This is a genomic window from Alcaligenes faecalis, assembly GCF_002443155.1.
In the GTDB taxonomy this organism is placed as follows: domain Bacteria; phylum Pseudomonadota; class Gammaproteobacteria; order Burkholderiales; family Burkholderiaceae_B; genus Alcaligenes; species Alcaligenes faecalis.
Map to the genome: position 1 here is coordinate 2,741,944 of NZ_CP023667.1, position 14,826 is coordinate 2,756,769.

General features: G+C 58.5%; 12 protein-coding genes. 7 read left to right on the forward strand and 5 right to left on the reverse strand.

Annotation, left to right across the window (positions count from 1 at the left end):
* Nucleotides 1-3: 3 nt before the first annotated feature.
* On the reverse strand, nucleotides 4-1,656 hold the full coding sequence (locus CPY64_RS12875) for a cbb3-type cytochrome c oxidase subunit I (RefSeq protein WP_042487118.1): 1,653 nt from the start codon (nucleotides 1,654-1,656) through the stop codon (nucleotides 4-6).
* Between the two features lie 233 nt (nucleotides 1,657-1,889).
* Between CPY64_RS12875 and CPY64_RS12880 the strand changes: the two genes are divergently transcribed.
* On the forward strand, nucleotides 1,890-3,314 hold the full coding sequence (locus CPY64_RS12880; protein ID WP_042487115.1) for an aminotransferase-like domain-containing protein: 1,425 nt from the start codon (nucleotides 1,890-1,892) through the stop codon (nucleotides 3,312-3,314).
* Between the two features lie 119 nt (nucleotides 3,315-3,433).
* Nucleotides 3,434-3,859, forward strand: coding sequence for a lipocalin-like domain-containing protein (locus CPY64_RS12885; protein ID WP_042487112.1), 426 nt, complete (start codon nucleotides 3,434-3,436; stop codon nucleotides 3,857-3,859).
* A 48-nt stretch (nucleotides 3,860-3,907) separates the two neighbouring features.
* Here CPY64_RS12885 and CPY64_RS12890 read toward each other — a convergent pair whose 3' ends face one another.
* Complete coding sequence (locus CPY64_RS12890) at nucleotides 3,908-4,813, reverse strand: LysR family transcriptional regulator (RefSeq protein ID WP_269780406.1); 906 nt, start codon at nucleotides 4,811-4,813, stop codon at nucleotides 3,908-3,910.
* A 118-nt stretch (nucleotides 4,814-4,931) separates the two neighbouring features.
* On the opposite strand from CPY64_RS12890, the gene aptA reads away from it, so the two are divergent.
* The 5 genes from aptA to CPY64_RS12915 all read left to right on the forward strand — a co-directional run bounded on the left by aptA (nucleotide 4,932) and on the right by CPY64_RS12915 (nucleotide 12,745).
* On the forward strand, nucleotides 4,932-6,278 hold the full coding sequence (gene aptA / locus CPY64_RS12895; protein ID WP_042487107.1) for an omega-aminotransferase AptA: 1,347 nt from the start codon (nucleotides 4,932-4,934) through the stop codon (nucleotides 6,276-6,278).
* Between the two features lie 159 nt (nucleotides 6,279-6,437).
* Complete coding sequence (gene murI, locus CPY64_RS12900; RefSeq protein WP_042487103.1) at nucleotides 6,438-7,274, forward strand: glutamate racemase; 837 nt, start codon at nucleotides 6,438-6,440, stop codon at nucleotides 7,272-7,274.
* Between the two features lie 978 nt (nucleotides 7,275-8,252).
* Nucleotides 8,253-10,331, forward strand: a complete 2,079-nt coding sequence (locus CPY64_RS12905) for a LamG-like jellyroll fold domain-containing protein (RefSeq protein ID WP_052362994.1) — start codon at nucleotides 8,253-8,255, stop codon at nucleotides 10,329-10,331.
* A gap of 20 nt (nucleotides 10,332-10,351) precedes the next feature.
* Nucleotides 10,352-10,549 (forward strand): hypothetical protein, encoded by a 198-nt coding sequence (locus CPY64_RS12910; protein WP_042487078.1) that lies wholly within the window; start codon nucleotides 10,352-10,354, stop codon nucleotides 10,547-10,549.
* Between the two features lie 21 nt (nucleotides 10,550-10,570).
* Nucleotides 10,571-12,745: a phosphocholine-specific phospholipase C gene (locus CPY64_RS12915; protein WP_042487075.1), complete on the forward strand. Its 2,175-nt coding sequence runs from the start codon at nucleotides 10,571-10,573 to the stop codon at nucleotides 12,743-12,745.
* A 150-nt stretch (nucleotides 12,746-12,895) separates the two neighbouring features.
* On the opposite strand, the gene CPY64_RS12920 is transcribed toward CPY64_RS12915, so the two are convergent.
* The 3 genes from CPY64_RS12920 to CPY64_RS12930 form a co-directional block, all read right to left on the reverse strand.
* Complete coding sequence (locus CPY64_RS12920) at nucleotides 12,896-13,372, reverse strand: hypothetical protein (RefSeq protein WP_042487072.1); 477 nt, start codon at nucleotides 13,370-13,372, stop codon at nucleotides 12,896-12,898.
* Nucleotides 13,373-13,396: 24 nt separating this feature from the next.
* Nucleotides 13,397-13,945 (reverse strand): hypothetical protein, encoded by a 549-nt coding sequence (locus CPY64_RS12925; protein WP_042487069.1) that lies wholly within the window; start codon nucleotides 13,943-13,945, stop codon nucleotides 13,397-13,399.
* Between the two features lie 63 nt (nucleotides 13,946-14,008).
* Entirely contained in the window at nucleotides 14,009-14,782 is a 774-nt protein-coding gene (locus CPY64_RS12930; protein WP_042487066.1) for an OmpA family protein, read from the reverse strand.
* Nucleotides 14,783-14,826: the final 44 nt, after the last annotated feature.

Consider the following 14,826-nt stretch of genomic DNA (forward strand, 5'->3'; position numbering starts at 1 on the left):
TCCTTAAACCTCCAGCTCAGCGGTACGGCGCACAGCAGCCGAGCGGGACTCGGTCAAGGCAAACGCACCCGACTTCACAATCATCAGCAACACGTGCAGGGCAAAAACCAGATGGCCCAGCGTCATCATGGCGCCACCAATGGAACGACCTTGCAGCCACGGCATGGTGACCGCCACCGACTCCATAAAGCCACGAGCAGGATCCAGCAGGGCCAAACCTTGCAACACGCCACCAATGCTGAGCGTAATCATGTAGACAGCAAAGCCAGCCACTACCAACCAGAAGTGCCAGGAGATCAAGGCGGGACGAGGCCAGGCGGTGTTCAGAATGCGTGGCAAGGCAAAGTACACGCCACCAAAGATCACCATGGTCACAAAGCCGTACATGCCCAGATGAGCGTGAGCCACGGTGAAATGCGTGAAATGAGTAATGGAGTTCAGCGAACGCAGCGCTTCAGCAGAGCCTTGCAGGGACGCGACGGTGTACATCATGGCGCCAAAGACAATGAAACGCAGAACCGGCGAGTGACGCAGCGCACTGAAATGACCTTTCAAGGTCAAGTGCTGGTTGGCCGAGAAGGCCAGCACCGGAATCACCATCATCACGCTTTGCACGATGGACAAGGTAATCAGCCACTCGGGAATAGGGCCACCAATCAAATGGTGCGCACCGACCTGTCCGTAGAAGAAGGCCAAGGTCCAGAAACCCAGCAGCGACAAGTTGTAGGAGCGCACGGGCCGCCCGATGACTTTGGGCAAGAAGTAGTAAATGGCGGCAATCGACATGGGGGTGTAGAACAGGCCCAGTACGTTATGCCCGAACCACCAGTTCATGGTGGCTTGCTCCACCCCGAAGTGCACGCCAGGAACCTTGGCTACCAGATACAGAATCGGGAACCAGAACAGCGCCGCGCCGATGTACCAAACCGACACATACAGGTGCTTGACCTTGCGTTGCGAGAGCATCAAAGCCAGCGGCATGCCGATCATCATGCCGCCAAAGGCGAACAGCACACCGATTTGCCAGGGGATTTCCAGCCACTCCAGACCGGCGTTCAAGCCGATGGCCAAAGCACCCATCCCCGCAACCAGCGCTGCGTTCCAGACCAGACCGCCCACCATCACCAAACGGCCACCCAACAAAGGGGTTTGCAACAAGCGCGGCAACATCCAGATCGTCAGACCCAACAAGCCCATAGGGGCCCAGCCATACGCCACACCGTTCAGGTGAATCGTGCGCAGACGGCCGAAGCTCAACCAGGACACATCCCCCAGAAACTCGGGCCAGTGCAATTTCAAGGAGCTGATCAAGCCTGCAAACGAGGCTACAACCAGCCAGACCACCGCACAGACAATCAACAAAAAAGCAGGCATGGAGCTGGAACGGTCAGCCTGCTCGCGCGCCTCCATTTCTACGGCACTGGTCTGCTGACCATGGTTTTCTGCCACGTGACCGGCAGCAGCCAGACTCAGAGCTTGCCGTTGGGCATCACCGGCAGAAGGCTCTTCGGGCTGGCCGATTTCGCCCTTGTGAAAAATAGTGCGTGCACCACTGACGTCAGCATCGAACAGGCCCTTGCGCAGGGACCAGATAAAGGCAAAAAGCCCGGCAATCGACAGGATGAATGCGGCAAGCAAAAGCGCCGTCGGGTTCATGGTATTCCTCTGATTAGATAGGCCCGCAGCCCACAGGGGCACGGACGAAAACACCCGGCAAGGCTACCTGTCGGTACAGAGCATTCCAAGAATCAGTTAAAGCTTAAAAAACCCTATCAGTTGACTTGAAAGCCGCGTAAATCGCGACTTGCTTGTGCTTGAAGACATACCCATCAGATAATAAAAAAACCATATTTATTAAAATTACCGTATCAGATGGAGCACAGAGCGGCATGAAACTATACGAGACTCTGGCCAAGGAACTGGCCCAGGCCATTCTGGATGGCACCGTCGCTGCGGGCGAGCGCATGCCCTCCGTGCGTCAATTGATGGATAAGCACAAGATCAGTGCCTCGACGATTTTCCAGGCGTATTACCGACTGGAAGCACAAGGCCTGATCAAGGCTCGACCGCGTTCAGGCTATTACGTGTGCTCCAGTCTGGCTCCTCATACGCTGGAAGCAGACACAGCCTCCCAGCCACCTCTGCAAGCCACCAGCGTCAACAACAGCGACCTGATCATGGCGATCCTGCAGTCCAGCTCCGAGCGTTCCGTTGCACCGCTGGGATCGGCCTTTCCCAGCCCACTGCTCTTTCCTCTGGAGCGGCTGGGCCGATTTTTATCAGCCAGTCTGAAACAACAGGATCCTTGGGCCAGCGTGGATGACCTGACCCAAGGCCACGCCCCCTTGCGCCGCCAGATTGCCTTGCGTTATCTGGCTCAGGGCATGGCGATCAATGCCAACGATATTGTGATTACCAACGGAGCTCTGGAAGCACTGAACCTATGTCTTGCCGCGGTCACTCAGCCAGGTGACATTGTGTTGGTGGAGTCGCCCACCTTTTATGCCGCCCTGCAGTCGCTGGAACGCATGAAGCTGCAGGCTCTTGAAGTGCCCACCCACCCGCGCGAAGGCATTGATCTGGAAGCGCTGGAGCAAGCCATCAAGCAGCACGCCCCCAAAGCCTGCTGGCTGATGACCAATTTCCAGAATCCACTGGGCAGCCTGATGCCCGACGCAAAAAAATCCCAATTGGTCGGGTTGCTGGCCCGCTATGAAATCCCCTTGATCGAGGACGATGTTTACGGCGAGCTGTACTTCGACACAGAACGCCCCCGCCCCGCCAAGGCCTTTGACCGCCAGGGCCTGGTGATGCACTGCTCTTCTTTCTCCAAAACCCTGGCACCCGGCTATCGCATCGGCTGGGCTGTGCCGGGACGCTATTTACGCGAAGTCGCCCAGGCCAAACTGACCACCACCCTGACTTCCCCCGTCCCTACTCAACTAGCCCTGGCAAGCTACCTGGAAAAAGGCGCGTATGACCAGCACCTGCGCCGTTTACGTACCCAGTTAAAAAACCAGTATGGACAATTCTCCAAAGCCCTGGGACGCCACTTCCCCGCAGGCACACGGGCGACCCGCCCCGAAGGTGGCTACTTCTTGTGGGTAGAGCTGGAAAAAAGCGTGCAAACCCTGGAATTGCATCGCCAGGCCCTGTCTCAAGGCATCAGTCTGGCGCCCGGTACCATCTTCTCAACCACCCAGAACTACAGCCATTGTCTGCGCCTTAACTTTGGTCATCCCTGGACGGAACACAGTGAGCAGGCCCTGGAAATTCTGGGCAATTTATGCCGACCATTGCTGCTTAAAAAGTAACGACACGTAGAATCGGACGATAGAAAATAAGAATCGGCAAGTCATTGAATGACAAAAGAAAAGACAGCATGATTGCGCAGTTACACCACGCAACAATACTGTCTGCTCAGGAGTTTTTGATGGCCCATACCTTACGTAGCAAGCTGATCGGTGTCTGGCAACTGAAGTCCTTTGAATTTGTCCCGGAGGATGGTTCACCCAGCTATCCGGGGCTGGGGCCCAACCCCATTGGTCAGCTGATTTACACAGAAACAGGTTATATGGGAGCACAACTGGGCAGCAGCACCAGAACGGTACAGGACAGCTGTCAGTCCCTACTGGATACGTATCTGGCCTATGCAGGTACGTTTGAAGTAGACGAGGCGACCCAATGCGTCACCCACTTTGTTGATATGTCTCTGTATCCCGATTGGGTAGGCGTTCCCCAGCTACGCCTGGCACGCTTTATCCAAGACGCGCTGGAACTGTCTACCCGTGATCCCGTCGTGGTGGCGGGCAAGCTGGGCGTGGGCACCTTGTTGTGGCACCGCGCCGAGCCCGTCTAAGCAGGCTCGCCCAAGGGCATCACGAACGGCCAGCCTTTGCTGGTCGTTTCAATTCTGAGCCGCGCTATCGAGCAGGCCCAGAAAATAATCCACAATCGCATGAGCGCGCCTGTCCTTGCGCATGGCCAAGGACAGAGGAATCGTGAACTGGCGTTGCTGCGGGTCCACCGCAATCATCTGGCCCTTTTCCACCCAACGAGCCGCCACGTGCTCGGGCAAAAAGCCGATGTACTCCCCCGTCAAAATCAAAAAGGCGATCCCTTCCCGATCACTGGCGGTAGCAACGCAATTCAAATCCTGGTGCTGGCCAATCGCCTCGGGGCTCATGCGATAGGCAGGTGCAATGGCCGCAGCCCGGCACAAGGTGTCCTGAGACACCGTGCCTGTTTGCGCCGCTTCAAACAAAGGATGCTCCCAGGAGCAATATAAAAAATAAGGCTCCGCGTAGAGCGTGCGATACTCCAGCCCGCTAAGCGAATTGGTTTCAGGCAGCACGCCCATGTGCAAGCGGCCGTCCAATAAACCACGCTCAATTTCGCCGGGCGTACTCATGCTGATATGCACCCGCACCGCCTCGCTGTTTTGCCGCAAGGCACGCAGGGCCGACGTGATATGCATATGAGGCTGCGAGATCAGACTATTCATCAAGCCTATATTCAAGTCCCCTCGCAAGCTGGAATGCAGCTGGTTCACTTCACTGCGAAAATTCTCCACCGCGGCCATCAAGGTTTCACTGGCCCGTAACACCTGCCGCCCTTCCTCGGTCAAGGCAAAGCCAGCCCGGCCACGCTGGCACAGCCGGATTCCACCCAGGCGTTTTTCCAGATCGCTCATATGCAGGCTGATGGCCGAGCGCGTAATGCCCAACACGCCTTCCGCGGCCGAAAAGCTGCCCACTTGCGCCACCGTTCTGAACACACGCAGCAGACGCAAATCAAAATCGGAAACCTGCAAAAGTCCCTTGAATTGCATATAGGTGAGTAAAACAATAAGTGAAGTTAAATAAAAACGTATTTTACTCAACAACTTAGCTGCCTACACTGGGGGTATTCACCGCCTTGAGGAGACCAATATGAACTCACCCTATTTTGCGCCACAGCAGATTGCCAGTGAACTCAATCTCCAGTCCCACTGGATGCCCTTTACCGCGAACCGGCACTTCCAGCAGGACCCGCGCCTGGTCGTCAAAGCTGAAGGCAACTGGCTGTACGACCAGGATGGCCGCCAGATTTTTGACAGCCTGTCCGGGCTTTGGACTTGCGGTGCCGGGCACGCTCGCCATGAAATCCAGGCCGCCGTGCACCGCCAACTTGGCCAACTGGACTACTCCCCTGCCTTTCAGTTTGGACATCCCGCCGCGTTTCAACTGGCCGACAAGCTGACCCAGCACACCCCTGACGGTCTGGATCATGTCTTCTTCACGAACTCCGGTTCTGAATGTACCGACACCGTCGTGAAGATGGTGCGAGCCTTCTGGCGCATCAAAGGCCAGGCCACCAAAACTCGTCTGATTGGCCGTGCTCGTGGCTACCACGGCGTGAACGTGGCCGGCACCAGCCTGGGTGGCATAGGCGGCAACCGCAAAATGTTCGGCCAGCTGATGGATGCCGACCACCTGCCCCATGTACTGCAAGCAGACTGCGCGTTCACGCGCGGCCAGCCCGAGACAGGTGGCCTTACCCTGGCCGACGAACTGCTGAAACTGATCGAATTGCACGATGCCAGCACCATCGCCGCCGTTTTTGTCGAACCCGTTTCGGGCTCGGCAGGCGTACTGGTGCCACCTACCGGCTATCTGCAGCGCCTGCGCCAGATTTGCGATCAATACAACATCCTGCTGGTCTTTGATGAAGTCATCACCGGCCTGGGCCGCTTGGGCACTTATACCGGGGCTGAGTACTTTGGCGTCACCCCCGACATCATGACCATGGCCAAGCAGCTGACCAACGGCGCCATCCCCATGGGCGCAGTCGTTGCCAGCAAAGAAATCTACCAAACCTTCATGGGTCAGGACCTGCCACTGCACGCCGTAGAGTTCAGCCACGGCCACACCTATTCCGCCCACCCCGTCGCCTGCGCCGCCGGACTGGCTGCCCTGGAGCTGCTGGAGCAAGACAATCTGCTGCAACGCTCCGCCGAACTGGCTCCGCATTTTGAGCAGGGCCTGCACCAGTTGCGCGACAGCCCGAATGTCATCGACATCCGCAACTGCGGCCTGGCAGGTGCCATCCAACTGGCCCCTCGTAATGGCGACCCTGCCATCCGCCCCTTTGAAGCCGGTCTACAACTGTGGAAACAAGGCTTTTACGTACGCTTTGGTGGCGACACCCTGCAATTTGGTCCCACCTTCACCAGCACACCTGAACAGCTGGACTCGCTGTTCGACGCCGTCGGTGGCGTCCTGAAGCAACTGGCTTAACGAGCCAAAGGGCGGCCTGCTGCGGGCCGCCCCGAAATCGTCCCCCAGTCGTTGCAACTGGAAACCTTAACTTTCCACCCAAGCCCCTCCTGCAGCCTGCTCCAACGTACACAAACGCGCCATAATACGAGCTTTGCTCCACAAGAAACGTTCAGCGCCATGAGTTCACCCACACCGCCCCCTTTTGCTCAGGCTCCCATCGGCCTGTTTGACTCGGGCGTGGGCGGCCTGTCCATCTGGCGTGCCTTGCGTCAGTCTTTGCCTAATGAAAACCTGCTCTATCTGGCGGACTCACAATGCGCCCCATACGGCGACCGCTCTCCAGAATGGATCATCGAGCGCACCCAGCGCATGACACAACTGCTGGTCGACCAAGGCTGCAAAGCACTGGTTATCGCCTGCAACACCGCCACCCTGGTAGCGGCCCAGGCCCTGCGCGCCACACTGAGCATTCCCATCATCGCCATCGAACCGGCCATCAAACCCGCCGCTGCACTGAGCCGCAGCCGTAGCGTCGCCCTGATGGCCACCAGCCGCACCCTGGATAGCAGCGGCCTGCAAAGCCTGATCGACCGCTATGCCAGCGACGTAGAAATCATTCGCATCCCCTGCCCCGGCCTGGCCGACCGCGTCGAAGCCCTGCAACTGAGCGGCCCGGAAATCGAAGCAGAACTACGCCACCGCCTGGCTCCGGCCCTGCAAAGCCAGGCCGACACACTTGTACTGGGCTGTACCCACTACCCCTTCCTGCGCGCCACCATCGAAGCCATCAGCGGCTCGCGCTTCCATATCCTGGAACCCTCCTTCGCCGTGGCCGCCCAAGTCCACCGCCGCCTGGACCAAGCCAACTGCCTGAACACCCTAACCCAAGCAGGCAACAGCGCCTTCATCAGCAGCGCCCCCATAGAACAAGCCCAAAAAGTCATCCAAGCACTGACAGGACTGGCGGAACCCACCATGCTGGCATTCCCGACACAAACGCTGAGCACGCTGTAAAACCGGCCGTCCTTAATTCCCCGATGTATCCCATAAGAGCAGCTTGAATCGGCTGCTCTATCTGGCTGATCTCTACCTCCTGCTGTCCAGTTTCGGACCCCTCTTTCGCCACCTTCGATCAAACCCGCATCCGTAGTGACGTGCTGACGTGCTGACGTGCTGACGTGCTGACGTGCTGACGTGCTGACGTGCTGACGTGCTGACTTTTAAAACCCTCCTTCCGGACGGTTTTAAAAGTCAGCCCGAGCGACAAGCCCCGAGCCCCACGACTCGAACAACAATCCGCAGGAACAAGGATCCCAGGCATGCCTCCTCAAACCGTTGAGAGCTGCTCGGGGTGCCGGCACAGGGGGCGCGGGGGCGAGTCAGACTACTTGCCGCGGGCGGAGTGTCGATCGGGGATGCAAGCAGCCTGCTGCTTGAGCCCGACGCTTGTGGTTTGTCCGGGGGACAAACCACCGGGCGAGTTCAGGCTGCGCCCCGATTGACACTCTGACAAGGGCACCGACGCGCAGCGTCGGCAAGTAGTCCGCCCTGCTCCCCCTGTGCCGGCACCCCGAGCAGTGGCCTACGAAGAATGCCCTCCGGCAATCCTCCCTTCAGTTTCCCCATCCAGCCCCCGACCCTACGCCCCACCCTCAACCCAAACCCAAACCCAAACCCAACAACAATTTTGAACCTAAAACATAAAAAACCGCTCAAAACCCACCGCCCTCCTCCCCCCGTAACAAACCAGACATCCACCCGCCACATCCCCGCCAAGCCGCAGCCCGCCGCCACTCTCCCACCACCCCATCCCCCCGGAACCAGCCCTTCACATAAAACACAATCCAATCATCGGCGGATTTGCTGATCCGTTCACAGGGCAGTCATACGCCCTTCCTACACTGCCCGCAGTCCTGATCCGATGCCGACTGAGCAGCCCACCCCCACGCACAGTCCGGCCTCTCTTTTTCCCTTCTCTCCACGAGTGGCTGTATGACCTTCACCTCCCGTCCCCAAAAATCCCACACCGTGCAGCGCCTGCAACAAGCCGGACTCTCCCTGTCCCTGGCACTGCTGCTGACCGCCTGCGGCAGCGGTTCCAGTGGCAACGATGGCCCGACCAACCCCGGCGTCGACCCAGAAACCCCGACCGTAGAGCCCGGCGACAAACCCCAGGCACTGGGCGGCAAAAAAGCCCTGATCGTCACCATCGACGGCCTGAGCTACGAAGCCCTGCTGCAAGCTCGCAAGGCCGGCCAGCACCCCGCCCTGAAAAACCTGACCATCGCTCCCGCCCAAACCGGCGGCTACGCAGGCACTCCCAGCGAACAACGCACCCTGCCACTGCCCGGCTGGGCCTCCCTGATTACCGGCGTGTGGGCAGACCAGCACGGCCTGCGCGGAGTCGGACAAGAAGACAGCAAACTCAACAGCCCCACCCTGGTGGCCCAAACCTCGGAACCCACCCAGGCCGCCCTGGCCTTGAGCACCGCCAACTACCGCACACTGTGGAGCCAGGACCTGCAAGAAGGCCGCATCATTGAAGCGGCCAACTGCACCGACTCCGACAGCTGTGTCAGCGAACAAACCCAGAAATACCTGCAAGAAGGCAAGTCCCTGATCCTGGCCCAGATCCAGGCTCCCGCCCGTGCCGCCACCCAAGGCGGCCTGGGTAGCGCCGCTTATCAACAGGCTGTCAGCGAATCCCTGGCATCACTGGACAAGCTGTTCGCCCTGATCGACAAACGCAAACAGGCAGACGCCTCGGAAGACTGGCTGGTCATCCTGACCACCAGCTACGGCCTGGACGAATTTGGTGGCACCACCGGCTCGCAATTCAACCGCAACAAGACCAGCTTTATTGCCACCAATAAAACACTGGCCTCCTTGCCCGCCGTGGACAGCCAGGTCTCCAGCAGCACCGACATGAACACCTTGGCCGCCATCATCGACATCGCACCCACCGTCCTGTCGCACCTGGGTCTGCAAAACGAGCAATACCGCTTCCGTGGCTCGCCCCTGCAAGCCGACACCCGCGTACACAACCTGGCGTTCAGCAAACCTGCCGACAAAAACATGGTGGACCTGAACTGGGTCCTGCAAGGCGAGGCCTCGCAAGAAATCCAGATCATGCGTGACGGCAAGCTGATCGCCACGCTGCCTGCCGGAACCACCCAGTACTCCGACCCGCTGCCCGCATCGGAAACCGCCCAAACCTACTCCCTGTATTACTCGGTGCAGGTAGGCAAAGCAGCTTCGACTCTGAAAGCCGAGGTGGGCTACCAGCCCCCGCCCAAACTGGCTGACACCCTGAAGAACGGACTGCGCAGCTACTACACCTTCAGCAGCCAGCCCTTTACCGACGCCAAAGGTGGCAGCACACTGCAAACCTCGACTCCAGCCGTTCCCGCCGGCCAACTGATTGCCGCAGACTTCCTGGACCCAAGCACAGCCAAGGGCGGCCTGCGCATCACAGGTAACAATGCCGATAGCAATGGCAACCGCGGCTACCGCCTGTCCATGAGCCGCGACCTGTTCACCTTGAGCAGCGTGCAGCAAATGACTATCGGCTTCTGGCTGCGCACCCCCAACAACTGCCAGGGTTACGGCGCCTCCATCATGGCCAACAAGAACTACGACTCGGGCAACAACCCCGGCTTTGCGCTGGGCCTGTTCAACGCCAATGGCTGCGACATCCGCTTTAACACCGGCTACGGTGGCGGCCGCAACGAGAGCCAGGGCTACAACATCACCCCGGACGAATGGGCCTATGTGGCCGTGGTCATCGACAAGGCCGAAGGCAAGATGCTGGGCCACGTGTTTGACCCCAAGAAAGGCGCACAGTTTGGCTCGGTGGCTTTGGAAGCCCGCACCCTGCAAGCCCTGGGTGGCACCGGCACCGGCGAGCTGGGCCTGAACGAAGACGTTACCGGCCAGTACTACAAACGCTGGGGACGCAGCGACATCAATATGGACTTTGGCGAACTGGCCATGTGGGACCGCGCCCTGAGCACGGACGAACTGACCAGCATTTACGAATCCCGCCAGCCTCTGTCCAGCCTCCAACCCTGATCGCCAAGCAAGGACTTTTTATGACTCCCAAGAACGCTTCACTCACCTTTGAGCGCATAAAACGCGCATCCGTCTTGTTGATGTTCTGCGGCCTGCTGGCTGCCTGCGGCGGTGGCAGCGACACCGGTAGCTCGGGTAACACGGGCTCGCCTGAAGAGCCCACCGAGCCCGGCAAACCCACGCCCGAACCCGCGCCGCAACTGAAATGCGCCCCTTGATTGACTAAGAGATTAAGCACAATGACTTCACGCCGCAGCTTCCTACGCAATATGACCGGTGCCAGCCTGGCAGCAGGTTCCCTGGCCGCATTCCCTCCCAGCATCCGCAAGGCGCTGGCCATTCCGGCCAACAACAAGACAGGCACCATCAAGGACGTAGAACACATTGTGGTTCTGATGCAGGAGAACCGCTCCTTTGACCATTACTTCGGCACCCTGAAAGGTGTGCGCGGTTTTGGCGACCGCTTCACCATTCCCTTGCCCAATGGCCGCAATGTCTGGCAGCAAAACGTCAGCTCCACCGAAAGCGTGTTGCCCTATCACCTGGACAGCACCAAGGGTAATGCCCAGCGCGTCAACGGTACGCCGCACTCCTGGTCGGACGGCCAGGCTGCCTGGGATCACGGCCGCATGAACTTCTGGCCCAAGCACAAGAACCGTCACTCCATGGGCTACTACCGCGAAGCCGAAGTACCCTTCCAGTTCGCCATGGCCAACGCCTTCACCCTGTGTGATGCCTACCACTGTTCCATGCACACCGGCACCAACTCCAACCGCATGTTCCTGTGGACGGGTACGAATGGACCATCGGGCAGCGGCGAATGTACGGTGAACAACGCCTGGGACAGCCTTGGTTCTTCCCTGTTGGGCTACGAGTGGAAAACCTACCCCGAGCGCCTGGAAGAAGCCGGTATCAGCTGGAAGGTGTATCAGAACCTGCCTGACAACTTTACCGACAACTCCCTGGCCGGCTTCAAGCAATACCGTCGTGCCAACGAACAATCCGGCAAGCCCAACAACTCGCCTTACGATCCGGCCGACAATGATGGCAACCCGCTGTACAAAGGCGTGGCCAACACCATGCCCGATGGTGGTTTCTTTGGCCAACTGCGTAAAGACGTGGAAGAAGGCAATCTGCCTCAGATCTCCTGGGTCGTGGCTCCTGCCAACTACTCCGAACACCCTGGCCCATCAAGCCCGGTACAAGGCGCCTGGTACACCCAGGAACTGCTGGATGCGCTGACAGCCAACCCCGAGGTCTGGAGCAAGACCGTTTTGCTGGTCAACTTTGACGAGAACGACGGCTTCTTTGACCACGTGCCTTCGCCTTCTGCCCCTTCCATTGATCCGGTCACTGGCAAGCCCGCGGGCAAAACCTCCCTGAGCGAAGAAGAGATCGCGTTCGAGTACTACAACTACCCCAGCCCCAAAGGTCTGTTGGGTCAGCCTCCCCGTGACGGCAAGGTCTTTGGCCCCGGCGTGCGTGTACCCATGTACGTGATCTCGCCCTGGAGCCGTGGCGGTTGGGTGAACTCGCAAGTGTTCGACCACACCTCTGTTATCCGCTTCATGGAAGAGCGCTTTGGCGTGATGGAACCGAATATCAGCCCGTACCGCCGTGCCGTATGTGGTGACCTGACCTCCGCCTTCAACTTTGCCAGCCCGAACGACGAACCTTTGCCTACCTTGAACGGCCGCCGCAGCCGTCAGGACGCAGACTCGATCCGTAGTGCTCAGGAGCGTCTGGCCCAAGTACCTCAGCCCGTCGACAACCAGCGCATTCCCGTGCAGCAAACCGGCGTGCGTCCATCGCGTGCCCTGCCTTACGAACTGCACGTCAGCGCCCGTTGCGACAGCGAGAAAGGCGTACAACTGCTGTTCTCCAACACGGGGAAAGCAGCGGCTGTGTTCCACGTCTACGACAAGCTGAATCTGGACCGCATCCCTCGCCGCTACATGGTCAACCCTGACCAGATCCTGGATGATGTGTGGGACGTGCAAGCGAACAATCTGGGTCACTACGACCTGTGGGTCCTGGGTCCGAACGGCTTTCACCGTCACTTCCGTGGCGATGTCAGCGTGTTGAGCCAGCCCGAAGCTGCCCGCCCCGAAATTCGTGTCTGCTACGAAGTCACCAAAGGCGATATCTATCTGGAAATGATGAACGGTGGCCAGTCTGCCTGCACCTTCACCATCCAGTCCATGGCCTACCGTGAAGACGGTCCATGGGAGGTGACGGTTGAGCCAGGCCAGCAATCCAAACAATCCTGGGCCTTGAAGGCCAGCGGCCACTGGTACGACTTCGTGGTTCGCTGCAGCAGCGACCCAAGCTACTACCGTCGCTTCGCAGGCCGCGTGGAGTTTGGCGAGCACGGCGTCAGCGACCCAGCTCTGGGGATTCCTGCCTACCTGTAAGACTTAAACGCTCTGAATCTATAGTTCTATCGTCTGACTATGTGTGCGTGCGCACCACGCACACTTTTTACCCCGATGCCAACAAGTGGCATCGGGGTTTTTTTTGATTGTGATTGATGCAGGTAGCGCGCCAAGGGCCCGCTACCAAACTTAGCGGGAATAGCGGGAGCGAAGATTCAAGCCAATGTAATGCCTTCTGCGCTGCCTCTTTCTTTTCAGCGCCACTCTTTCTTCATTGATGGGCGGGGGCTTGCGGACACTGCCCAGTTCAACGACAGCGCGTAAGCACTCGGCATGCGTAATGCGGGCCGACAAACAAATGTCAGCCCCCGCATACAAGGCGCGCTCACAGGCCAAAGGAGTCTCATCGGCCAGAAAAAGAATTGCCACATTATCCAGCTGACGCATTGCCGAGATCACGGCATAAACATCAAACTCGCTTTCCCCTTCACCATCAATAATCAAGACACGCAGGCGCTTTCCGATTGTGGCAAGGTCCGTGGGTCTGGTCGCCACGGTCGTGCACACCCCTGAGCCGGCCAGATAATCATGCAGGGCCAGCATATCGCCCACACGCGATGATGCAGGCTGTGCAATCAGGAGAAAAACCACATCAAAATCGTACATAGGGCGCGATACGCAGTCCTTTTATCACTGACCACCCTGCATCAATTTAATAATGGCCTGTGTATGCTGAGCATTCTGGGTTCCGATCAGCAAACGCCCATCGGAAATCGTTTCACTGATACGCGCCACACTCACCAGTTGCCCTTGCACACTTAGCAGCAGATAGTGGCCTTGCGCCTGAGCCGTGACACTGCGCAGTTTGGTAATCCCGTTCTGGTTCATTTCCAGCAACAGAAAGGTTCCTTGATCTTGTGTGGTCACGGGAGTGACACGGTGCAGATCGGCTTGCGTCAGAACGGGCTGGGGCAGCGCATAAAGAGAGGTTCCGCCCACATCCACCGCCACCAAGGGCGCTTCCGCTTTCTCCTGCGCCAAATGCAGGGTGATGACCGTGTTGGATTGATTGCGAGAGGCTGTTGCTGCCACCGCAGGGGCCTTGGCGGACGAGGCAGAACCTTGCATGACAGGCGGTGCCGGATCTACAGGTTCAGGAGCCTGGCGAGGCATCGTTTGCTGACAAGCAGCCAGGCCGCCCGCCAGAATCAGTAGCGCTAATTTGTGCAGAATATTCATTATTTTCTCAATCACGGCACGCAGCCCGACAAGCCGGGTGCGTGCCTGGTTGCAGCATCCAACTTAACGTTGGCCTTGAACCTCAATATCAACCCGACGATTCGGCGCCAGGCAGGCGATCAACTCAGTGCGATTGTGTTGATCACACTGCACAAGGGGACGATCCGAACCAAAGCCTTGCGTCACAATCACGGCAGCTGGAATGCCCTGGGCGGACAAAGCCTGGCGGACTGTCTGGGCTCGTTGCTGCGACAAATGCTGATTCGATGCCGCATTTCCGATTCGATCCGTATGACCGGAAACAGTCACGCGCTCGATTTCGGACATTTGCTTGAGCTGGCCTGCAATATCTCCAATCGTGCTCAACCCCGCACTGGTCAAGGTCGCACTGCCAAAGGCAAAGGCCACGTCCCCGGAAAGCGAGAAAGGCTGAACAGTCGCGGTTTTCGGCGTCGCATCCAGGACAGAAGCACACTCGCTAGGCTTCCAGTAAAAACTGCGGCCCAGCTTGTCCTGGTCAAACAGCACCTTGAACTGACACGTCTTGATGCCCTGTGCCGTGTTGAAGTGGAACAGGTAATCCCACTCCCGCACCTTGAAACCTTCGGCAAAGTGCGGGCGACCCAGCAAGTCATACAACTGATCGCGTGTCACGCCTTCCCGGACCTGACGCAGATTGTCGATATTCGGGTAAGAGCCCGTGTGAAACGTCGCTTTGTCCACTTCAGGAAACACCGGGTTTTCTGTGTGACCTTCCGAGTCCACCTGACTCAAAGTTCCGCATCCAGCAAGCACCAGACTGCCGAGCAGAGCAGCCCCAAACCAATTTTTCTTCATGATCTGAAATCCTTCAAAAGTGTGTGCTGTGCATCGGCGTCAAT